Annotated in this window: 16 protein-coding genes and 1 pseudogene; 6 read left to right on the top strand and 11 right to left on the bottom strand. The window is 46.3% G+C overall.

The features are described from left to right. Nucleotides 1-27: 27 nt before the first annotated feature. A complete protein-coding gene (locus I3X05_RS06255) occupies nt 28-1,332 on the bottom strand; it encodes a sensor domain-containing diguanylate cyclase (RefSeq protein ID WP_045571499.1) in 1,305 nt (434 codons plus the stop codon). Further along, on the bottom strand, nt 1,329-2,336 hold the full coding sequence (locus I3X05_RS06250) for an ABC transporter substrate-binding protein (RefSeq protein ID WP_045571498.1): 1,008 nt from the start codon (nt 2,334-2,336) through the stop codon (nt 1,329-1,331). The genes I3X05_RS06255 and I3X05_RS06250 overlap by 4 nt, the downstream gene beginning before the upstream one ends. Before the next feature lie 1,201 nt (nt 2,337-3,537). On the opposite strand from I3X05_RS06250, the gene I3X05_RS06245 reads away from it, so the two are divergent. The 3 genes from I3X05_RS06245 to I3X05_RS06235 all read left to right on the top strand — a co-directional run bounded on the left by I3X05_RS06245 (nt 3,538) and on the right by I3X05_RS06235 (nt 7,977). After that, entirely contained in the window at nt 3,538-5,280 is a 1,743-nt protein-coding gene (locus I3X05_RS06245; RefSeq protein ID WP_045571497.1) for an ABC transporter transmembrane domain-containing protein, read from the top strand. A gap of 3 nt (nt 5,281-5,283) precedes the next feature. Continuing rightward, the gene (locus I3X05_RS06240) at nt 5,284-7,059 is read left to right on the top strand and encodes an ABC transporter transmembrane domain-containing protein (protein WP_045571496.1); all 1,776 of its coding nucleotides are present in this window, start codon (nt 5,284-5,286) and stop codon (nt 7,057-7,059) included. A 369-nt stretch (nt 7,060-7,428) separates the two neighbouring features. Then, nucleotides 7,429-7,977 (top strand): hypothetical protein, encoded by a 549-nt coding sequence (locus tag I3X05_RS06235; protein ID WP_045571495.1) that lies wholly within the window; start codon nt 7,429-7,431, stop codon nt 7,975-7,977. A 56-nt stretch (nt 7,978-8,033) separates the two neighbouring features. On the opposite strand, the gene I3X05_RS06230 is transcribed toward I3X05_RS06235, so the two are convergent. From I3X05_RS06230 to I3X05_RS06215, 4 genes are all read right to left on the bottom strand, one after another. Continuing rightward, nucleotides 8,034-8,255: a hypothetical protein gene (locus I3X05_RS06230; protein WP_045571494.1), complete on the bottom strand. Its 222-nt coding sequence runs from the start codon at nt 8,253-8,255 to the stop codon at nt 8,034-8,036. Between the two features lie 145 nt (nt 8,256-8,400). Then, the gene (locus tag I3X05_RS06225) at nt 8,401-8,877 is read right to left on the bottom strand and encodes a Dps family protein (protein ID WP_045571493.1); all 477 of its coding nucleotides are present in this window, start codon (nt 8,875-8,877) and stop codon (nt 8,401-8,403) included. 150 nt (nt 8,878-9,027) lie between these two features. After that, nucleotides 9,028-10,167 (bottom strand): HD domain-containing phosphohydrolase, encoded by a 1,140-nt coding sequence (locus I3X05_RS06220; RefSeq protein WP_045571492.1) that lies wholly within the window; start codon nt 10,165-10,167, stop codon nt 9,028-9,030. 342 nt (nt 10,168-10,509) lie between these two features. Next, on the bottom strand, nt 10,510-11,712 hold the full coding sequence (locus I3X05_RS06215) for an aromatic amino acid transport family protein (protein ID WP_045571491.1): 1,203 nt from the start codon (nt 11,710-11,712) through the stop codon (nt 10,510-10,512). Between the two features lie 543 nt (nt 11,713-12,255). Here I3X05_RS06215 and I3X05_RS06210 point away from each other — a divergent pair. Both I3X05_RS06210 and I3X05_RS06205 read left to right on the top strand, forming a co-directional pair. After that, entirely contained in the window at nt 12,256-12,951 is a 696-nt protein-coding gene (locus tag I3X05_RS06210; protein ID WP_226972122.1) for a substrate-binding periplasmic protein, read from the top strand. A 335-nt stretch (nt 12,952-13,286) separates the two neighbouring features. Further along, nucleotides 13,287-14,547, top strand: a pseudogene (locus I3X05_RS06205) (HD domain-containing phosphohydrolase). A gap of 76 nt (nt 14,548-14,623) precedes the next feature. Here the strand turns inward: I3X05_RS06205 and I3X05_RS06200 are convergent. Continuing rightward, entirely contained in the window at nt 14,624-15,226 is a 603-nt protein-coding gene (locus tag I3X05_RS06200) for a 2OG-Fe(II) oxygenase (RefSeq protein WP_045571488.1), read from the bottom strand. Nucleotides 15,227-15,430: 204 nt separating this feature from the next. Here I3X05_RS06200 and I3X05_RS06195 point away from each other — a divergent pair, with 204 nt between their 5' ends. Next, nucleotides 15,431-16,342, top strand: coding sequence for a LysR family transcriptional regulator (locus I3X05_RS06195; RefSeq protein WP_045571487.1), 912 nt, complete (start codon nt 15,431-15,433; stop codon nt 16,340-16,342). Here I3X05_RS06195 and I3X05_RS06190 read toward each other — a convergent pair. The 4 genes from I3X05_RS06190 to I3X05_RS06175 form a co-directional block, all read right to left on the bottom strand. Then, nucleotides 16,325-17,221: a YjjW family glycine radical enzyme activase gene (locus I3X05_RS06190; RefSeq protein WP_337971013.1), complete on the bottom strand. Its 897-nt coding sequence runs from the start codon at nt 17,219-17,221 to the stop codon at nt 16,325-16,327. The two genes, I3X05_RS06195 and I3X05_RS06190, sit on opposite strands and share 18 nt — an antisense overlap. Before the next feature lie 7 nt (nt 17,222-17,228). Continuing rightward, nucleotides 17,229-18,779 carry a YjjI family glycine radical enzyme gene (locus tag I3X05_RS06185; RefSeq protein ID WP_045571485.1) on the bottom strand — a complete coding sequence of 517 codons (1,551 nt, stop codon included), beginning with the start codon at nt 18,777-18,779 and terminating at the stop codon, nt 17,229-17,231. A gap of 152 nt (nt 18,780-18,931) precedes the next feature. Then, nucleotides 18,932-21,685 (bottom strand): bifunctional diguanylate cyclase/phosphodiesterase, encoded by a 2,754-nt coding sequence (locus tag I3X05_RS06180; RefSeq protein WP_337971012.1) that lies wholly within the window; start codon nt 21,683-21,685, stop codon nt 18,932-18,934. Between the two features lie 127 nt (nt 21,686-21,812). Then, nucleotides 21,813-23,018, bottom strand: coding sequence for an HD-GYP domain-containing protein (locus tag I3X05_RS06175; RefSeq protein ID WP_045571483.1), 1,206 nt, complete (start codon nt 23,016-23,018; stop codon nt 21,813-21,815). Nucleotides 23,019-23,137: the final 119 nt, after the last annotated feature.

Raw genomic sequence — 23,137 nt, 5'->3', positions numbered from 1 at the left:
ACTGTCCGGCAAAGCGCTCTGGCGCTGCTAAGAAATTTGCTTTTCTTCTGGGAAGAGGTAACTGCTCCAAATGAGTACCGACTCACTATTTTTTGCGCGGTACATATCTTCATCAGCCAGCTTCACCAAGTGGTTGATGGAGCGGGTTTGATCAGGATAAAAGCTGATACCAATACTGGGATAAACGTGCAGCTTTTCTCCGTTGAAATCGATCGGTTCACTGACCATGCGAGCAAACTGTTCTGCTTTTGGCAGTACGCCATTGTAGTCTTTCAGTAAATCGAGACACACGACAAACTCGTCCCCCCCAATGCGCCCCAAAATGTCGGTGTTGCGAAAGCAAACCTCCATGCGGCGCGCCACTTGGCGTAGTATTTCGTCTCCCGCATAGTGACCAAAGGTGTCGTTTATCTCTTTAAACTTGTTTAAATCAATAAACAGCAAGGCCATCTTTAATTCGGTACGATTCGCTTTCGCTGTGGCATTTTCTACCGCCGCCATAAAGGCGCGTCGATTATTCAACCCAGTCAGCGGGTCTTTCTCTGATAGGTATACCAACTGTTCTTTCTGTTCGCGAAGCTCCGCCGTTTGCCGCAACACTTCTTGCTCTAAATGCTCGCGAGTAACGGTACTCTGTTGTAAAGAGTCTTTCATCGAATTAAAACAATTCGCCATTACCGTGAACTCTTCATCCAGTTCTGTCGAGGTGATCCGGCTCTCCATATTTCCGCTGCGCATTTCATCTAGCCCTAACCGCAACACCTTAAAGCCTTTACGAAAGCGCTTTAACATCAGGTAAGTCACACTGCTGATCAATAGGGTAAAAAAAGCCAGTGAAAAACCACTGGTAAATACCGCTTTGCGCAACTTATTCAGTCGCTCTTCGAGAACATTACGCTGCAAAGCAGATAACTCCTCATCCATACTCTGCACTATCATGTTGTAACGGGAGTGCAGCAGTTCTTTCGCCTGCTGATTGGATCCAGCGAGATTTTTTTCATGCAGTAGCAGCCTTTCCAAAGTGTTGTTCATGCGTTCTAAATTAGTCATAACCTTTTGAAAACGCTTAGTATTGTGGATTTGCTCCGTCATTTTGTTCTGCGCAAGAGTCAGTTGAGTAAAGCTTTCGTCGTCTTTGTATTGCAGATAAAGCGAGAGCTGATTACGCAGCAGCTCTAAGTTGAATTGAGCTTGAGTAATAATCTCCATTTCGTTTTCAATATTCTTTTGCTCTTCAATCACATTCCACAATGAATGAGTCACCACTCCGACCAACAACACGGTGGAGAAGAAAAGCAAAGTGAGTTTGTATGAAAACGAACCTAACGTCATTTCACGTCTAATCCTTTACGCCTTTGCGCTTGTATTAATATATACCGATCAACAATCTGACGATAATCGGGCATTGGCCCTGTTACTAAACCTTTTTCAAGCGCCCAACGTGCCTGAACTTGTAAATTAGAGAGTAGCCCATTACCCAAAGAGAGTCGGTAGATGTAATCATTCCAAGACCAAGACAGTTGTTCAAGAGGGATATTCAAGTGATTGGCCACCCGTTTTTGTACCTCCAGCGGGTGAGCTTGAATCCACTCTTCTGCTTCTTCCAGCGCCAGCAGAATCCTGATGCTCTCATCCTGATAACGGGTAACATTCTCCCTTGTCGTCAATAAGTTAAATGACAGCTGGTAAATACCGGGAATACTGAGATCGACCACATCCACCCGGGGGTTGTTTTGCAATTGGTAACCCAGTGGCTCCCACACTGAAACCGCGTCGACCTCACCGCTGATCAAAATGTCATCCAATCTCGTGAAAGGGGCATATACTTTTTCCACTTTTGTCCCGGGGACATCACTGGACATGAGCATCGAGTCCAAGAAAAACTCACTGGCACTGGCCTTCACCACCCCGACCTTTTTCCCGTTCAAACCTGAGATTCGGTCAATGTCATTTTCAGCCAAGGTGAGCAGTTTAAGATCAAATCCTGACTCAACGAAACTGGCCAACATAACAAAATCGTCGCGTTTAAAACTTTCGAACATCACCACCGATTCCGAGGCGGTGGCAAAATCGACATTTTGCTCAAACAGAAAACGGGCGCACTCCACTCCTCCATAGCAGGGAATCACTTCTACCCTCACACCATATTTTGTAAACAGACCACGTTGCTGGGCAATAATCAAAGGAGCAGATAATGGGGTTTGCGAAACGCCCATTTTGAATACCACAGGATGAGGCAGGTGCGACTCAGTGTACTTCCACCGCGCCCCCGCGATAGCCACAACAGTCAGTAGAACGAGCAAAACGGCAATGAGCAGGTGTTTTCTCAAGATCATCTTTGCAGCCACATCTATACAATTCGTTTAATATAATCCTAGCTGCTTTTTTGTTGCTGTGAATTAAAATTTTTCCCACAGAGGACAATCAGCAACTAAGTGTTTAATAATTAACAATCAAATAGATGGAGTAATAGTATTATTTTTAACCTTTTGAAACGTAAGCTTGCAAATGGTTAAAACGAGCAAGTTAAGCACTTTTGCCTGCCTGATTCACTTTTGCGACATCTTATAAGTGAAGTCACCATCTAACCTGAGCGAATATCACATTCCGCCGCACTTTCTAAGCCACTCGGTTCACCGCGTTAGCAGGCAGTTGAAAACCACTACTGACTTTTAAATCAATTTAGATGGCGCATTTTCTCTAAAAGAATCACAAAATGTCTAATGATTCAGAAATGCGCCAAATATGTTGCAGATTTGTAATTTAACGGAATGTACCACTACTGCTCATCATAGACATCAAGTCGGCTTCCTTGAGACCCTGCCGTTAGCCCGCAACGCCCTTGTCATTCGGATTATCTTCTCCCAAGGGAAGATTCGGGTTTCTCTCAACCCGACGGGTTCGCCAGCTGCGCTGGGCAAACGAAAATCAGCGATCTCGTCGCTGCTTTTTACTCTCTGTCTCTGTCCTCTTTGCTTCCATTATATTTTCCTGAAACCTCATCAATTCTCAGCATTTGATCACATATTCTGACACTTTGATGTTATCAATTAGTAACATTGTGTCGTTTTTTTGCTCAGGATAAAAATCACCTTGTATTCGATGGATGAAACACAATAATTGAAGGTTCCAGCCCATCTTCCTCAGTGGCCTTTTTTGCTGAGAATGGAAAATAAACCGAACGAGTCACGCCAAAACAGCACATTGTTTCTGTCGTACTGGGCAATATTTAATTTCAACATAACAATAAATTAGAGACATTTTTGCGTAGAAACTTGCTTTCAACGCCCTTTCTTGTCTCATAGCCACACAACTCAACATTTTCTTATCCCGGTTAAAGGCTGTTCGACCTACTTTCAGCTCCGGATACAAAAGTCCAGACTCTCTGAGCGGAATTTGGTAGAGAGTGCGAAGCTCGACGCGATCTTGTACGGCATCACTCGAGCACCAAGCACTCTTTGCAAGACACACCGACGCAAACTTTTGCCACTAATGAGAGACTGGCGCGAATAACAACAGCAGGTGCAGGAGGCGCAGGTGAAAATTTTCTGGCAATTACGATGGTTCTTTAGGCTGAGGTGGAAACACTATTGTGGCTCAATACTGTTATTTATGATGATCTCGGCAATGCAATTGATCACACCAAAAGCGGTGGGCAATATCGTTGACGGGATTGTTGCCGATACCATGTCTACTGATGAGATGATGCAGTGGCTGGGTCTTCTGCTGCTGGTTTGGTTGGCCATTTATGTTTGCCGCATTTTGTGGCGTGTCTGGTTATTTGGCGCCAGCATTGAGCTTGGCACGATATTGCGCAATCGTCTTTATCAACATTTATCCACTCAGCCGCCCCGCTTCTTTGAACGTTATAAGACGGGCGACTTAATGGCGCGCGGCACCAACGATGTGAAAAACGTGGTGGTGACCGCTGGAGAAGGAGTACTCACTGCAGCCGATTCACTGATTACCGGCATCGCCGTATTGATCATCATGATTACCCAGATCAGTTGGAAGTTAACGCTGGTCGCTCTGCTGCCTATGCCCTTTCTTGGTATTGCGATTTTCTACATTGTGCGCATTCTCCATCAACGTTTTAAGGTCGCACAAGAAGCCTTCTCTGATATGTCGGATTTAACCCAAGAGTCATTAAACGGCGTGAGAATGTTGCGCGCGTTTGGTCTTGAGAATCAAGAGCAGCAACGCTTTGACGCCGTTGTGGAAGATACAGGCAACAAAAATATTGCCGTTGCCCGTGTCGACGCCCGTTTTGACCCAGCGATCCAACTGACGATCGGGCTCTCTTTTTTCCTCAGTATCAGCGTCGGCGCGTACTTGGTGCATCATCAAGAAATCACGCTGGGCGATCTCACTGCATTCACCATGTATCTTGGCTTGATGATTTGGCCGATGCTGGCATTTGCTTTCTTGTTCAACATTCTCGAACGTGGTTCTGCTGCCTGGGATCGTCTAGAAGAGATCTTTGTGCAGAAACCAGAGATAGTGAGCGGTAATGATTCGCTCCCCACAGAGCCTCAGCCTCTGCATGTCAACATTGAGAGCTACCATTGGAGCGAAGATCTCCCTGCTACGCTCAGCCAATGCCACTTTACTGTCACTCCAGGTGTAATGCTTGGCATCGCTGGCCCCGTTGGCAGTGGCAAATCCACCTTGCTTTCGCTGCTGCTGCGCCAGCAAGAGATGCAGCACGGTGATATTCGCTATGGGCAAGTCGCGCTGAAAAACGCAGACCTTGAACAGTGGCGTAGCAAATTTGCCGTGGTCAGCCAGTCACCGTTTCTGTTTTCCTGCTCTATCTTTGAAAATATTGCGTTGGGCTGCCCCAATGCTTCTAAAGAAGAGGTCTTTCGCGCGGCAAAGCTAGCCTGTATCCATGACGACATCCTTAAGTTTCCTGATGGCTATGACACCGAAGTGGGTGAAAAAGGCATCACACTCTCTGGCGGGCAAAAACAGCGTATCGCCATCGCTCGCGCGATGTTACTCAATGCGGAAATTTTGATTTTAGATGACGCACTTTCTGCGGTCGACGGGCGCACAGAGCATCAAATTCTCCGCAACTTGGAGCAACATTATCGCCACCAGTCGCTGATCGTGATCGCCCATCGTCTCACCGCTTTAGAAAAAGCCAATGAGATTGTGGTGCTAAACCATGGCCATATTGTTGAAAGGGGCACGCATAAAGCACTGCTGGATAATCACGCCTGGTATGCCGAAATGTACCGCTACCAGCAATTAGAACAAGCCATGGAGGAGGCATAAGCAATGAAATCCACTACCTTAAAACGTCTGTTTGCTTATCCGTTGGCTCAACCCAAAGCGATGCTGACTGGGCTACTGTTTTTGTTCATTGCCGCACTCGCCAACGCAGGCGGCCCTTGGTTAATTCAATATTTTATTGATGAACACATCACCAAAGATAGCTATACCCAATCGGTTTTACTGACCTTGGTAGCAAGCTATCTTGGGCTGTTGATCTGCTCGGCACTCTTTCAATATTTGCAAGGTTTGCAATTCAACATTGTGGCCACGCATATCATTAAGACCATCCGACGTCAGGCGTTCAATAAAGTAATTCGTCAGCCGCTGTCAGCGTTTGACTATACACCGACTGGCAAACTGGTTTCCCGCTTAACCAATGACACGGAATCTCTGCAGCAATTTTACGAACTGCTGATCGCCTCGGTGGTGAAAAACTTAGTCATGATTGTGGTGATGTTGGCTGTTATGTTTATTTTAAGCTGGAAACTCACCTTAGTGGTTTTAGTGCTGCTGCCGATCGTCGTTGCCTTTATGGCTTTATTTCAAAAACTTAGTACGAGTTCATATCGGTTGATGCGCGATTTACAGACCGACATCAACGGCAACCTCAGTGAATCGATTCAAGGTATGGGCGTGATTCAACTGATGCGCCAAGAGAAGCGTTTTAACCAGCAGTTCAACCAGTTGACTGACGCGCACCTGAAAGCGGGCAAAAAAGTCATCACACTCAACGGCGTGTTGCTACGCCCTTTAATGGACTTGCTCTCGGGCATTACTCTTCTTACTCTGGTGGCGATTTTCGGTTACAGCGGAGTTGAAATGATTGGTGTCGGGGTTTTGTATGCTTTCATTAGCTATCTTGGCCGTATCACCGAACCCTTGATTGAGATGACGCAGCAACTTGCGCTGCTTCAGCAAGCCTTAGTTGCCAGTGAGCGAATTTTTGAAATGATTGACGCACCGGAACAAACCTACGGCAGTGATAACCAAGCACTTGCTACGGGAAGCATCCAGATCGCAGGGCTCAATTTTAGCTACGATGGCAAACAGCAAGTGCTCAAAGAGATCAATATTGACGTCCCTCATCAAAGTTTTGTCGCTTTAGTCGGCCATACTGGTAGCGGAAAAAGTACTTTGGCTTCATTGCTGATGGGATTCTATCCGCTTAGCGAGGGTACATTAAAGATTGATGGCCGCCCACTCTCTTCGCTCAGTAAGGAAGTGTTACGCAGAGACGTTGCGATGGTGCAGCAAGATCCGCACATTTTGCCCACATCCGTCAGAGAAAATATTGCCCTAGGGCGCGACGTAAGCGATGAAATGATTTGGCAATCTCTAGAGCAAGTGGGCCTTGCTGAACAGGTACGACGCTACCCAGCAGGTATTAAGACTCAGTTGGGCCAAGGTGAAACCAATCTTTCTGCCGGTCAGAAGCAGTTGTTGGCCATGGCAAGGGTGTTGATTGCTAAGCCAAAAATTCTGATCTTAGACGAAGCAACCGCCAACATCGACTCAGGCACCGAAGCTTTGATCCAACGCAGCCTGGCAGCACTGCGTCATGATATGACACTGGTCGTTATCGCCCATCGTCTTTCCACCATCCTCGATGCAGATCAGATAGTCGTGCTGCATCATGGCGATTTGGTCGAGTCCGGTAGCCACAAACAATTGCTTGCAATGAAAGGCCGCTACGCGCAAATGTACCAGTTGCAGCAAGCGAACCAACACATCAAAGAGATAGAGAAGCAGGAAGAGGAACAACTCGAACAAGTGTCTTAAAACTATCACGGGTGCGCCAAGAATCACTTAAGGAGTCTTGGCGCCTTGCTTAGTGCGTATTAATCTATCATCAAAGCGACCGCTTATCTTCGCATTAAAACTACGCCTATCTACTTAAACCGACGTATCCCGATCCAAACCCACTGATTCTTGGAAACATCTTTTCTCTCGCCATCTGACAGGCAACTATTGTACAATAGTTGAGCTTCACAGAGTTAACGTCGCAGCAGTACGGCTTAAGTTGCTGCTAGCCATTTGTTATATCCAGTTGGTTGAAGCCCAATGTTTTTCGCAAAATACTGACTACAATGAAAAACAGGTTGTTATTCTCATTTTCAATCACATCAACAACTATTGTGTATTGTGTCCATGAACGAAGACAAATTTACTCATATTTATCGCTTGCCTGGCTCACTGCAAATTCGCATCGCTAAATGGCAACAAACGTTCCGCGGTACGTCGGATCTTGTGCTGCATGACGCCCTAACGGTACGTAACCAGCAGTATCAAAAGCCCGATTTTTTCCCTAAAGGATGGTGTATTCCTTTGGTCGATGAAGCGGAAATCTCCATTACACATCATGGTAAGTATATCCAAACTGCGATGCGTACTATGGTGGATCGAAAAGTCTCATATAAACGGGTATTTTTATCACGTTTTCCACTAGAACAGGCACAAGAACTGCTCATCCAATATAAAAAAGAGTGGATCAAGAAACACAACCAAGTTGCGAGAAAATACAATCAGATCAAGAAGAAAGAGTTCATGAGTTTCGCTTGGGAAGAATTGGAAACACTCTACCCTTCCATTCCAAAAGAGAAATTCGATAAAGCGCTCTGGAACCATCAGGTATTAAAAGAATTCGGACCAGAGAAAAAATACAGTAATCCCTATTTTGTCAAGAAAGCCGATTTCTGACAGCCATAAAAAAGCCGCAATTTAATTTGCGGCTCTAGCTAAAGTTAGGGTTGACGTTAATGTTGTTGTTGATGTTCACGATGGCCAAATTCTGTTTGTTGATAAATGTTTGCCAGAGATTTCGGTTTGTTTATCCGGCGTTTCGTTTTAGGACAAAAAACCTCTTGCTCTTGCTCACTGATCGCCTGTTCATGTTCTTTTGCAGATTGAACAAAATCAGGGTTAGACATAGCTTGTTGACGCAGCCGATTTACACGTTCTAAGGTTTCCCACAACATCGCGTTACCTCCTCCAAGAACCTGTTCATACATCCAGTATAGTACTGGATGTTATTTCGTCAACCCACACTGATTATTTATAAGTTTTTTGTGCAAGCCTCTTGCGGACAGCTTGCACGGGTTATCGATTGCTCTTACGCCTTTCTTATTGCAAATAAGCATTAAGCATCCAAACGAGTTTTTCTTGCTCACGAATGTAGTCACTCATCTGCGAAGCGGTACCTTCGTCATCCGCTTCACTCGCTTGCTTGAGCAGCTCACGCTGCTGATGCACTATGGTCGTAAAACCATTGAGTAGACCCGCGACACACTCCTCACCAGTTAAAGCATTTTTATGCTCTTTGATCACACTGTACGCAAGGTAGTCACTAAAGCCATGAACCGGAGTAAAACCTAAGGTCAGAATACGCTCAGCAAGCTCATCGATTTTAGTTTGCAGATCGGTGTAGATCTCCTCAAACTTTGCGTGTAGTTCAAAAAATTGCGGTCCTTTAATATTCCAGTGATATCCGCGGGTATTCATGTAAAACACCTGATAGTTTGACAGTAAGGTGTTGAGTTGTTTGGCCAGTTGCAGCGCTGCTTGTTGTTCAAGCCCAATTAAATTTGTTTTGTCAGTCATAGTAGTCACCTTCTTATCCGTGCTGAGTGAGAAATCTTTTTCTCTTTAACAACCATTCTATGCTGATCAATAAAGAAGACAAAAACGATTAAATCTATTCATTCAATCGTTTTTGCCTATTTAAAGAGCCTATTTTGCGTGCGCGCTGAATTAATAAAAGCCATCTTTGGGATCGTGCTCAGGAAAACGTGCCACGATCTGCTTTAGTTGATCTTGATGTTCTCTCAAAGCGTTGACACAAGCCTTGTCGAGTTTGCCTTCCGCGACCATTTTTTCCATTTCCAGCAACGCATGGGTGATAGACCAAGCTTGCCGATAAGGCCTATGAGTGGTTAACGCGTCGAAAATATTGGCCGCCGACACGACTCGCGCTACCGGCGGGATTTGGTCGCCCTGCAATCCAAATGGATAACCAGAGCCATCAAGGAACTCGTGATGATAAGCCATCACTTGCGTCAACAGTGTGATACTCGGATGGTGTGGATTTCCCAATGATTCAATGATCTTATCCATTATCTCAACGCCACTTTCGATGTGATTACGCATTTTCGACGTTTCACTGCCATCAAGATTGGCGGTTTTACACAAAAGATCGATGGCGAGGTTTACCTTGCCAATATCGTGGAAACGAGAAAACAGGCACAAGTGCTCGATCGTTTCATCGTCAAAATCCCACACATCTGCTGTTTCATTGGCAATAATACGGGTGTAACGGCTGATTCTTTCTTTATGTGCCAGTGAGTCTTTGTTGTAGGAAGGCGATAAGGCTTGGGTTTTCTCCGCGCACTTGGCAATCGCATGAACGATTTGGTATTCGGAGAAAATGGCAAATTGGATGATGTCAAAATAGGGCTTCATCTTTTCCACCAGCTCTGGGGTAAACGCCGCCACTTTTCTCGAATTGACAAATAGAAAGCCGATAAATTTATCTTGTTCAAAACAGGGAACCGCAATCGAAGAGCGGTAACCGGACTCGATCAAGGCTTTGACATGTACGCTCGGGGAGAGCTCGATGAGGTCATCAATAATGCGGTAGCTTTTCTCGTTAACGCAGCGAGTTAGGGCTGGGAAGTCGTCCAAATGTGCGCGGTAGTGAGCCAGTTCCGTTGAAGCGTTGCTGTCAGCATACGTTTTTAGCAGGCTATTCTCTTGGTCGAAAACAGCAAAAGAGACACGCTCAATACTGGCATCGTGCACTTGCATTCTATGCAGTATGCCTTTGAGCTGATCATTCAATGATGAAGCATGATAAAAATACGCACAGTTGCTTGAATCACTCCACAGGTCCATCTCTTTGCTCCTTTGCCTGACACAAAATCACCGAGAAACGATTCCAGGGTATCAATTTGTGTTTCCCCACTCTTGATAAGTTTAGGCGCAAACCACGAGCTTATCCTGATGAAAGTGAGCGAAAATAGGAGATATTTGATCATGGTAAAATCAAATAGATGGAATGGATTGCAATAACTTCATTTTTATTGCGAACGTAAAAGCCAAATAGTGAAATAAATGCTTCGTCTTACTGCTTAGTCTTATCAAGTGGGAGCAGAGGAAAACCTTTCGCGCGTGGTAAAGGTAGGCAAATAACAAAGCGGTGGTTAAGTGTTGACTCAACCACCGCTTTCATCGCGTTTATCCCAGTGAAGGTAAAACGCCTAAACTTATCAAGATTTGCGCTGCCACAATCAACACACCTACACCACCGGTTAGCATCAGGGAAACTTGCCCACCAACAACACGATATGCCCGTTGTGGGCTCTGCTTTCTCACTTTATTGACCATCGCCACTGGCAGAAAAATAGCCAATACGGTCAGCGCAATCGCGGCATAGCCCAGCGCGGTAATGAACCCTTGCGGATAGAACAGCGCAAAACCCAACGGTGGCGTAAAGGTCACAACCGCTGCTATCACGCGATTGGGATTTCCTTGCTGCTTTTTCAACGTGTCACCAAGGAACTCAAACAGACCCAGACTGACGCCAAGGAAGGAAGTCAGAAGCGCGAGATCAGCAAACACTCCCACCAACGTGCCCAACTGCGATTGATGTACGGTGATCGCAAGCTGTGCAATCAAGCCACTAAGCGCAGAATTGGCAAGCAAATCATCTTGCTTTACTACCCCAAGCGTCACAATCTGCCAGAAGATGTAAATCACTAATGGGATCAAAGAGCCAAACAAAATCGCTTTGCGCAAAGAGCCTGTATCGCCATCGAGGTAACGAACAATCGCCGGAATACTGCCGTGAAAACCAAACGAAGTGAATATTACTGGAATCGACGCCACCACTAAACCTTGTTCGAGCGGCATACTCAGCAAATAAGCCTGACTCACATTCGGCGCTAGGAAGAACAACACAGCAATCATGGCGACGATTTTGAGCGTAAAGAGCACTCGGTTAACTTTGTCTACCGTACTGGTTCCAATCGTCACTATGGTCGCAACCAGCAGCGTAAATAGCGTGGTCGCAATCGCACTGTCGACTTGCACGCCAAACCACTGAGTCACTCGGGTCGCAAATTGTGCACCACCACCTGCAATATAGGCAGCGCAAAGCGCATAGAAGAGAAACAACATCGAGAAGCTTGCAATCAACTTGCCCTTAGGGCCGAGAATTTGTTTTGCCAAGGTATGCAAGGTCGCGTTGCTTTGCGCTTCTTGATGAACTTCCACCATCAGCAAAGCAGTGAATGACATCAGCGCCCACAGCGATACCATGATCATCAAAGAAATAGAAAAACCAATCCCCGCAGAAGCCAGTGGCAAGGCCAACATACCCGCACCAATGGTTGTGCCGGCAATGATCAAAGTACTACCAAAAATCTTTGAACTATGCATATGTGTATTCTTTTATTTACACTAAAAGGATATTTTGCAGAGATTGATGATGAAAAATCGCCGTTCAACCTTGCAAAACGCTAGAGTGACGGCGATTTTGTAGTATCTATGATTAGAGATCAAGAGAAATGTAATGATTTGAAACCACAGATGTAATGATAAATTTACACCATAGAGTTACTGAGCAAAAAAAACAGCATGAGGCTGCACATGGATTTCTATTGGTAGAGAGCCGACCACCTCACCTGCAAAGGTAAACCAGAATAAGCGTGCAGCGATTTAAGCAAAGTCGCCTAGTAGCGAAACAAGGTTGTCCAATCAGAATGTTAACGCTTTGTGATCAAGTTCTTTGTTTTCTTTTCTTGTCCTGATAAAGAATCTCCACTCGATAAGTAAAAAAACAGATAACTGCTACACTCAAACAACCATTTAATCGCTTTTTGGATCGGGATATGGCAGCTTCTAAGCTCGTGTTCACGAGGTTTATCCAAAACAATGATACGTAACTCACTTTTAGCCTCACTCGTTTTCTTCACAGCCAGTATGAGCACAAGCACGCACGCCGAGCAAAACGATATCGTGCGTTTTGCATTGGGTGAATGGCAGCCTTACACATCTGTTGACGACGGCATTTTAGAAAAAATAGTGCTTAAAATTTTCAATGTTCAGGGCTTGGAGGTTGAGTTTGCTTACTACCCTTGGATGCGCAGCGCAAAACTGGTCGAATACGGCAAAGCCGATGCGACTTTCCCTTGGTATGCCACCGAAGAACGAAGAGCAAGCTACCTGCTCTCCACTACACCTTTGCTTCACGCCGACACGGTGATGTTTTACCACAACTCGGTCAACTTAGAATGGAATGAGCTTGCTGATCTCGCTAAGTACCGACTCGGCGCTGTCGAGGGCTACACCGTCACGCAACTTATGCAAGAAAACGGATTGACGCCTGTGATCGCCTCAGATCTAAAAGAAAACTTTCTCAAACTGCACCGAGCGCGCGTTGATGCGATTCCAGCAGAAAAGCGAGTTGGCCGCAACATGGTTAACCTTGTAACGGAAGGCGAAACGAGAGCAATTTTGGTCAACCCAAAGCCTCTGCTCAGCGACCCCATGTATGTGCTTTTTCAACCCACCGAGCGGGGGAAAAAATTGCAAGCCATCTATGAAAAAGGGATCCAAGCATTGAAGCAGTCGGGATGTTACGAAATTATGCTTGAAAACAATCCTTGCCCCGAATAGCTCGTTTACCGCCGTGTCTACATCAAATGCGGCAACCTTATTTGCACAACTCATCCGAGCTGTCCCTTCTGCACTTTTGATCCCTTTGCGCTAAGACGCATGGCGTTTATCATCTATGAAATCCCGTGCACTATTGCATGATATGAATGAAATGTGACAACTGAGATACACTCAGCTACTGATAAAACACTACTCATATCAAAATAATTAACAATAGCGCCTGTCAAGGATAATAATTCCAAACACTTCCCTGTATCATCGTTAAGATAAATGCACAAAGCTTACACGCATTGCTGCGAACAAAATAATAACTACAAAGTAACGTCGGAAAAATCATGAACGAGACATGCTCCTTAGGCACAGCACACTTCGAAGTAGACCTAAAACAAGCGCTGATCTGGGTCGCTAGGGCCTTAGATTACGTTGGCGTCGATGATACCCATCACAACCATCGCGTCGCCTACATCGCCTACAAATGCGCGCTAAAAATGGGCTGGGATATTCGCAAAGCGGAATTCAGCTACTTCGCTGGAATGGTGCACGATTGCGGTGTATCAGAAACCAAAGAGCATTTGATGCTGCTAGAGAAACTCATGCCTCAAGATGCACAAGCGCACTGCATACGGGGGTATCAGTCGCTACAGCAATGCAACATTTTAGCTCAATTTGCCAAACCTATTCTCTATCACCATACCCGCTGGGATGAGTTGGAACAGCTCGATCTTGACCCCTTTGACAAAGACATTGCTGCTCTATCTTTCTGATCGACTGGATTTTTTACGCGCCCACTACGCGACCGACTGTCATTCTGATCTCGTCACGCTACACGAAGAAATGATCGCCGATAGCATCATGGCTCACGCGGGAACGCTGTTTAACCCTGATATGTGCAAAGCGATGGTGCCGCTTATCATGACAGATGGTTTCTGGTTTGCCATGGAATCGGAGAACATTGAGACGATTGGTTTGGGTTTTGACCACATCGACTGGTTGCAAAAGCAGTTGACGGTACAAGATTTAATGACGCTCGGGCTATTTCTCGCTCGCATTGTCGACGCCAAAAGTCCGTTTACCTACCAACACTCGCAGAAAGTAGCGGAAGTGGCACGTTTCCTGGCCGGAAAAAGCGGTTTGACCGAACACGAACAAGAGATGATTTTCATCGCCGGACTGGTGCATGACATCGGTAAACTGAAAACACCAGATGAAATTTTGCACAAGCAAGGGCGCTTAACCGATCAAGAATACACTCGCATCAAGCGACACACGATTGATACTGAACTGGCGCTGCACAAAGTTTTCCCAAAATCAAAGATTGCCGAATGGGCTTCTAACCATCACGAACGTTTGGATGGTTCCGGTTACCCATACCATAAAACGGAAGCTGAATTGGATGTGCCATCACGCATTATTGCAGTGGCAGACGTGTTTCAGGCGTTGTCGCAAGACAGACCGTATCGTGGTCGAATGCAACAGGAGGAAATAGAGGCGTTAATGACGCAAATGGTCGCAGACGGCAAATTGTGCTCGGCAGTCTTTAAAATCCTTAAAAAACATATGCATACTTGCTATCAGATTTCGATTCAAAGCCACTAGCAAGCCAGATTGAAAACGTCAAAGACCGCTATTTTGAGGTCTTTGGCGTATTGAGAAGATTCACTTAGGGTTTTGTCTAACGAGAGATATCCAACATATTGTCTCGCACGCCGTTTATACGAAACCACCCAGCGATACTGAAACGGTCAACATGGCTGGTCAGTACCTCGTGTGGAAACAGTTCCGAGAGAAAGACCACCAATCGCCCGCCTTTGGGCTGAACCGTCTGTAAGTGTTGATCTTGCAAATCGTACATCACCAACTCACCGCCGTTGCCTTCCTGCCAAGTGTCATTGAGATAAAACACGGTGGTCAGTTTACGGTTTTCCTGCCCGCGAAAGCTATCAAGGTGCTTTTGATAAAAATCGCCTTGCTCATATTTGGCAAAATGTGCTTCGTATTCAAACAAACCAAGATAAAGATAGCGGTTGACCGCTAAGCGAATCTCTTCCATTTTGGCAAGATACTCATCAACGGCCTGTGACTTCCCTGCTTGTAGCCACTGAATTTTGTCACTGCGAATACGTTCAACTTTGATCAAATCATCGTTTCTCCCTATTCGGGCTTCTTTCCATTTCTCTGGGATGGCGTCTCTTAGACGCAATACCTCTTCACTTTCTAAGAAATCATCCCAAATAAAATAGCCTTGAGTGATTAGCGCATCGATCAACGGGTCCATTTACGCTCTAAACCTACATCATTTTCAGTGCGCTGTTTATAGTCAGTGTCGGCGCTGGAGACAACTGAGCCTTATTGTCGTCTGGATTAAATTATCTTGTGATTACCGACACTTGACTTTCTGCTGTTAGAGGGGCAATTCACGCATTGGCAGTTTGGTAGAATTCTGCTCTAATGCCCAAAATCCTGTTCAAGCCCGTATTTTATGGATTACATCTCTCTTTCGCGCATCAGTTTGAAGCATTTAACGGTTTTGCATGTCCTGCTCACCACCACCAGCGTGACCTGCACTGCGCAACAATTGTGTGTTACCCCTTCGTGCGTCAGCAAAATCCTCGCTCAGCTTCGCGCGTTACTCAAAGATGAACTTTTCTATCGAGAAGGTACACAATTGATTGCCACGCCGTATGCGCTAAGTATCGCTCCTGTGGTGCATGGCATTTTAGCCAGCATGAATGGCGTGATTCACCAAGGAACGTTTCAACCCGAGAGTTACAGCGGCTCGTTTTCACTGGCAATGCGTGAGAGCACTTTCGAAGTGTTTGCGCCCCTGTTTAGCGAGATCTTAGGCCAAACTCCGCAAGTGAGTATGAGCATCTACGCCAAAGAGCAACACGGTTTTGATTCTTTGCTGCGTGGCCAAGTGGATTTTCTTTTGCTGCCGCATGACATCAGCCAGCCACCGACGATGAATAAAGAACTGGTTTGGCATGCAATTTTAGACGATGAAATGGTTTGCTTGATGAACTCTGCCCACCCGCTGGTTGGAGAAAACTTGACTATCGGCAGTTACCTCGCCTGCCAACATATTGGTATTCATGAGAAAGAGCTGGCAATTCCCTACTTTGAACACATTTTGACTCAATGCCATCAGCCGCGTGATATCGTCATTTCACTCGCCGACTTCGGCGCGGCGGCGGTCATGTGCCATCACTCGCCGCTGCTGTTTACCTGCTCAAAACGCTGGGCAGACACTGCTTTGCAGGCAAAAGGGTTGGTGCAAAAATCCTTGCCTTTTGACTATGGCCAAGTGGCTTACAGTTTGGTGTACAACAAGCAGAGCCTTAATGATCCGGCGTTGGTGTGGCTTAAGCAGCAGTTAACGGAGATGGCCTAGCACCGTTTTCGACGGCAATATAATCGGATGAGCGATGTGCTGACGAAGACGCGCGGCAAAGCGTTCTATCTCAGCGTAATCGCATTTTGCCCAAGCTCGCGCTTCGCCTTTCACCCAGTGAGCTTGAAAGGCATTGAGGCGGATCTGCACTTTGCAGGGCAACCTCTGTAGCAATTCACACAGCGCGGTTAGCTCACTGTCTAAATCACTTTTGCCCGGGATGTGCAGCAAACGAAGTTCATGTAGCATGTTCAGTTCAACAAGATGCGTTATCGACTGTATGACTCTATGATTGTTGCGCCCTGTTAACCATTGATGGGTTTCCGCTTGCCAAGCTTTTAGGTCAATCATCACACCATCGGTGTAAGGGGCCAACGTTTCCCAGCCATGAGTTGTTAGTGAACCATTACTGTCGATAAAACAGCTTAAATGAGCCAGTGTCCTATCCGCTTTAATCGCTTGGAACAGCGCTAAAACAAACGGAAGCTGTAAGGTTGCCTCACCACCGGATACGGTCACACCACTGATAAACAGATGTTGCTGCCGAATCCTCTCCAGCACTTGCGCGACGCTCCACTCTTTGATTTTTGGATTGGAGTGAAAAGCGCAAACGTCGGTACAGGTGTCGCAGTGAATGCATACCTCTTCTCGCCAAACAACTTGGTTGTTGGCATCTTGGGTCAGTGCCCCTGTTGGACAATGCTCAACACACTCACCGCAATGATGACAGTGGTTGATTGTGTGAGGATTGTGGCAACTCTTGCAATGGAAATTACACCCCTGCAAGAAGATCACCAGGCGATTTCCCGGCCCATCAACACAGGAGAAAGGTAAGATACGACTCACTTTCCCCTTCTTGTTGAACTGAACAGCTGACATGAGTTATTCAGTGTTGCGCGTCGTAAAGTGGCGTCGTTTCCATGCTGACGACACGCGCTTTTCTTTGCAATACGTCGGTGTTGCTTGCCGCTTCGGCACCTAAAAAGGTGGTATTGCTGCGTGAACCCTGTTGTGCATAGCGGGCAATATCCGATAGGCGCACCATATAACCAGTGATTCTCACCAGATCGTTACCTGCCACGTTGGCGGTAAACTCGCGATAACCCGCCGCCAGCGCCCCTTTGCACAGATTAAACATCGCCTCAGGATTATTTTTTACTGTCTCGTCAATGGTGAGAATGTCGCTAACGCCCGCGGTGTAAAAAGCGTGATGCGCTGCATTAGCCAAAACATAGCTGACCGGATCAGGCTCGTGACCATAAGCAATACGTACGCCCGGCGTCACGCCACGGTCTAAACTGATGCCGCCTTGTGCGTGCAGTAACGCTTTCCCCGCTAGACCATATTTGACCTCGCGACTCTCGACCAGCTGCGCTAAGCGCTGAGAAATGGCAAGGCCAAGTGCGTTCGCCTCTTCACTATGACCATATTTTTGCTCGCGGCCTTGTTTATTGAGCAGAAGTTCTACCGCTTCCGCCATGCCATAAATGCCGAACATCGGGGCAAACTTGGCTTCATCAATCAGTGCTTCTTTCACCAAGAAACTGTCAAAAAAACCTGATTGCTCATGCAGATACGAGGATCGCGCATCCATAAGCTCAAACATCAACTCTGCAAACTGGGGCAGTTGTTGAGAGAAGAAATCCTCTGGATCCTCAGAGCGCTGCGCCACCTCTTTCAGATTGAGACGAACCAAGGTGTTCGCTCCACCCGCTAAAGGCAGCGAGTTGTAGCAGCTGACGATGCCGAACTGCCTGTCGCCGTAAGCCGCCGCATGCAAAGGATAGTTGGCGATGTGCGGTTTGCTGGATTGGCAAATGTTGTCGGTTGCCTGTCGCAGCAGATCGTCTGGCGTGACTGCCGGATCGTACAGGAAGGTCAAATTAGGCGCGATCTGCCTAAGTTCGGCATCCACCTGTAAAATCGTCCGGCAGAGAATGTTGTCTGTTGGTCCTACATTGACATGCATAAACGCATCCGGCAGGGTGCGATCGAGCATAATCCAAAATAATTTTATTTTTTTATACAGCTGCGCTTCACTGAGGTCACCAAGGTAAGGCAGCAGCAATTCATCTAGCTGTCCAAGATAAACCGGAATATTGGTCACCGAAGGGACATGATGATACAAGATGGTCAGCATGTTCAGTGCATCATCAAAGTCTTGCGCTGGACTAAGTTCAAGATATTCACTGCCTTGACGCAGAAAGCGAGCGTAGTCGGGCAAAACGTAGCGAGGCTTGAACGGCGCATGCCCTTCAAACATGTCACAAATGACCCCTTGCGCCATCGCCTCTTGTAGCGCGGGCGAAATTGACACGTATTGCAGCATCGCTTCAGCTTCTAAGGCAAGAAACTGATTTTTCTGCTCTACCGACAATTTGGCATCATTGACTATAGTCCGTAGACGCTGGTGCAAACTCGCTTCACTGTGGCTCATAACGGCTTATCCTGTTTATTTTTCAGTAGATTAGCTTTTATTAATAATTTCCACTATTGAAAAACAAACAAAGAGATATTTCCGTTTTGGAAACCGCTCTTCGTTTAGGATGATTGCCGTAGCCTGTCGACAACTAGGGTGAGTGAAGGCATTTAAGCGACGATTTGATTTCTGGAGTCACCACAAAATTTCTGCATTGCTTCTTGCTCAGGTAGCGGCTTGTAGAAGTAATAGCCTTGAATCTCGTCGATATTCCACGTTTTCAGCTTGCGCAGTTGGCTGGCTGTCTCTACGCCCTCTGCCACCGTGGTCAAACCGAGTTCTTTGGCCATCCCTGCAATGCTGCGGATCAGTGTTCTGGCCCGATCGTTGTTTTCCAGTTGGTCGATGTAAGATTTGTCTAACTTCACTATGTCCAGCGGAAAAGAACATAAGGTACTAAACGAAGAGTAACCGGTGCCAAAATCATCCAATGCTAATTGGACCCCCAACGATTTAATCTCTGTCATTCTATCTAACGTTTCAGATTCAATACCAAGCAGGGTGCTTTCGGTAATCTCGACCACTAATAGCCCTGGTGCGATGCCAAACTCCGTCATAACTTGACGTAAATAGTCTGGCAATTTTGCGTGATAAAAGTGAATCGCACTGAGGTTAACATGCACGGAAAGCGGCAATAGACCCACCTCCTCGCGCTGACGATTGAGCGTAGAAAGGAAGCGACACGCTTGACGCAAAATAGATTCCCCCAGTTCCACAATCAGTTGGTTTTTCTCTGCTAAGTGGATAAAGATCTCTGGCGAGACGAAACCCAATTCAGGGTGAACCCAGCGGGCTAACGCTTCGAACCCACCAACTTTACCACTCTCCGTGTCAACAATGGGCTGGTAGTAGGCGATGATCGCGTTTTCTCGCACCGCGCTGACAATATCTCGGCTAATCATCAGGGCGTGTTGCGCCTTGTCCGCCGTCGCTTTGGTAATTTGAATCACCTCTGTAACACGATCATGGTGATAGGTTTGGATGGTATAGGCCGCCGCTTGGAGCAAATAGCCCAATGGCTGATCGCTAAGAGAGGGATCGATAACGGCCACTTTGCTGTTTAAATCAAGCTCAATCCCTGATACTTCCCCTGTTTTTGCCAGAATATCCATAAATCGATTGGCACCAATAAGCGCCTCATCGTACTGTTTCCCCTCCGGGATAATGGCAATGAACTCAAACTCGCTGATGCGACCAACTTCAAACCCTTTCAGGACGCGACCAAATACAGAGGCAACATGCTTAACCACATCATCGAAAACCAAATGCCCGTAGACTTCTGAAATCTGCTTGAACTTTTCGATGGAAATGTACAGAAATGAAAAACGCGTAGGCTCGGTTTCAATCAGTTTATCCAGCTTGGCCAATATTGCCGGGCGGTTATACAAACCTGAAAGTGGGTCACGCCCAACCAAATCCTTAATCATTCGCTCTTGCTTTTTTTGCTCACTCAAATCGCTGAGCGAAATCATCAACGCTTGTTGATTCTCGTGATGAATTGGCGTTAGTTCGACCAAACATTCAATTTCTCGCTCACCTTTGGCTCGCATCATGGCTTCAAAACGCGTCTTGCCAGTCTCTGCCGCGTGCTTAATCTTCTCTTCACTGCATCCTTCTTGATCTTCTGCGCAAATACACCTTAACTCTTGGTTAATCAGATCCTGTTTTCTATAGCCGAGCAACTGCGCTGCCGCTTGGTTTGCATCAATAATGTCGCCATTCACAACCAGTAACATGCCTATTGAACGGTTCTGGTACAGGGCATCCAGTTTCTGTAATGTGTGATTAAGCTTGCCCTCAGTAAGCGAAGTGTTCTCAGCCAATAGCTCCACCAACTGAGTTATTCTTTCTAGCTCGTCACTGCGGCGAATGGATAGGTCTTCCAATTGATATCTTGAGAACAACTGCATCATAGTCTGTTCAAAATCAGCAAAACGGGTCGAAATACGATTGTTGAACAGGAAGAAGGTGGCTACCGCAATAAGCCCTGTGACCGTCGAAACGACAACAATCAAGTAGACGAAGAGATTCCTGCCTTTTTGGTAATACACTCTCGGTTGCTGGGTTTTTAGATAGGCAATCTTGTGATTCGTCAAATCCGTCACTGGGGTCCAGGTCGTCAAATGCAGGGCGGTTTTCTGCAACCACTTATCGGTACCGACAGCGTAAGCTTCCGTGGAAACAGCAAATCCCTCCATCACCACATCTAGATTATTTTCAGACGATAAGATGTCGGCAAAATTACCGGGAAAACGACTTGAAAGATCTTGCCCCCATATCAGCCAGCCAGCGACTGCCGAAGAACCTTCACTATTACGCACTGGGGTTAATGAAAGAAGCCAGATTCTGCCAGCGATGCGCTCTAACCCCGCAAGGCTTTTTTGTTTTCCATCCAGTTGACGACGCATTTCCCGTATATGGCTTTGAACATTTTGATTTTGCACAACCTGCTTGGCCAGATCGGGCGAGATTACCTCAGAGTCATCCCGCACAAGTGATTCAAATAATTCCCCTTGCACGGTGACAAACGCCATCATATCGAGCCCGAGCGTATAAAGCGAATCTTGGAACAGGTTGCGCTCGCGATAATCTGCGATATTACGCTCAGTAAAGAGTTGATAGGTATCATCCCAGTACGCCCAGTCGAAGGAGCGCTCTTCTAACTGCCAAGTCATCATTTGGATAACGGAAAACGCTTGTTTGTTGGCACGTTCCAGCTCTAAATCCTCAAGCTTATTGATGCTGTAAAGGAAAAAATAGCGCGTAATCAATAGTGTACTTAGGATTACCCCAACTAACCCCAAGCAAAAGTAAAGAGCGGTGCGACGGCGCAGCGTTAAGTGAAGCAAACGAAATCGAGGCATATAAACTCATTGTCATTTAGTAATGATTCAGTGGTGACTGTAGGTCAAACAATTCGCGTATGATTTGACCCATATTCAACTATTTAATTAATTGATCCCACTTAAGTTTTGTTACCGGTATCAAAAATCAGTCATAGAAGGGCTTTGCATCCACTTCCAACGAAGAGGGAGCGACTGCCCTTTCAATCTTGAGCGTACTGTTTTTGAGATCCACCATCGCCACATCGACAAAACGTTTGTATTTCCGTGAATAGAAGCATTTCACTTCGGGTTTAAGCGGATGAGTAGCATTAGAGCCCCAAACGATGCCAACACGTCCATCACTCAGTTCTACGATCGATCCCACCGGATAGATGCCGATACAGTTGATGAATTTATACACAAGATCAGGATCGAGATGAAATGGCGTCAAACTGAGAATAATCTTGAACGCTTCTGCCGAGCTCATGCCTTGCTTGTAGCAGCGATCCGCTGTGAGTGCATCATAGATATCGACTATGCAACTCATTCGGCCATGCAGCGGAATGTCATCGCCTTTTAACCCTTGCGGATAGCCTTTACCGTCGAGCTTCTCATGGTGCATTAAACAGACATCTCGGCTGATATCGCTCAGCCCCTCAACGTGCACGATGATCTCTTTAGCGAACACCTGATGTAATTTCATATGCTCAAACTCTTCTGGCGTCAATTTTCCAGGCTTGTGCAAAATGGCATCATCCACTTTAATCTTGCCGATATCATGAATAATGCCACCAATCGCCATCTGTTTGAGGGTGTCGCGGTCAAGACCTAAATGCTTACCAAAGGTAACCAGAAGGCAAGCGACATTGACCGAGTGTTCAAGCAAATAGGTGTCTTTTTGCCGTAGAGCCGAAACACAGTGCAGCGCGTCGGAGTCGACCAAAGCCGATTCGATCATCTCCTCTGCCCAATCGTCAATCTCATCGACCAGAATCACTTTGCCTTCGAAAGTTTGATTCAACAGTTTTTGCGCTAGGCTTTTTGCCTCTGCGATGAGCTTTTTGGCTTTTTTCTGTCTTGCATCTCGCCCATGGCGAGTTCGGGCTGGAATTGGCGTAACTGGCTCTTCTTTGGGCAGCACTTCGCGGCTTTCAACTGACGGCGTGATGACACAATTACGCGCTGATAAACTTTTATCGACCCAGACAAACTTAACACCACTTTCAAACAAGCGGGTAATCGCCGTTTGAGACTGCACCCGACCAGGATGCGCTAGATTCACTTTTTCACTGTTTTGAAGCGCGGTAACAAACATCCCAATGCTCAAATTGGCGATATCGATTTTGACTGAATTTTCAGGATTGTACTGCATAGTTGAGGCGATTCTCGCTACTGTCTAACTCCCACTTGCGCAGCCAAAATCAAGCGAAAGTTAAGGAGGAAAAATAGAATAGTCTTTGCCGGATCTGCGTTGTTTATTTTGAGCTTACA

The organism is Vibrio navarrensis (genome assembly GCF_015767675.1).
GTDB lineage: Bacteria > Pseudomonadota > Gammaproteobacteria > Enterobacterales > Vibrionaceae > Vibrio.
The sequence above is the reverse complement of the archived record's forward strand: the minus strand, read 5'-3'. Positions and strand labels throughout refer to the sequence as shown.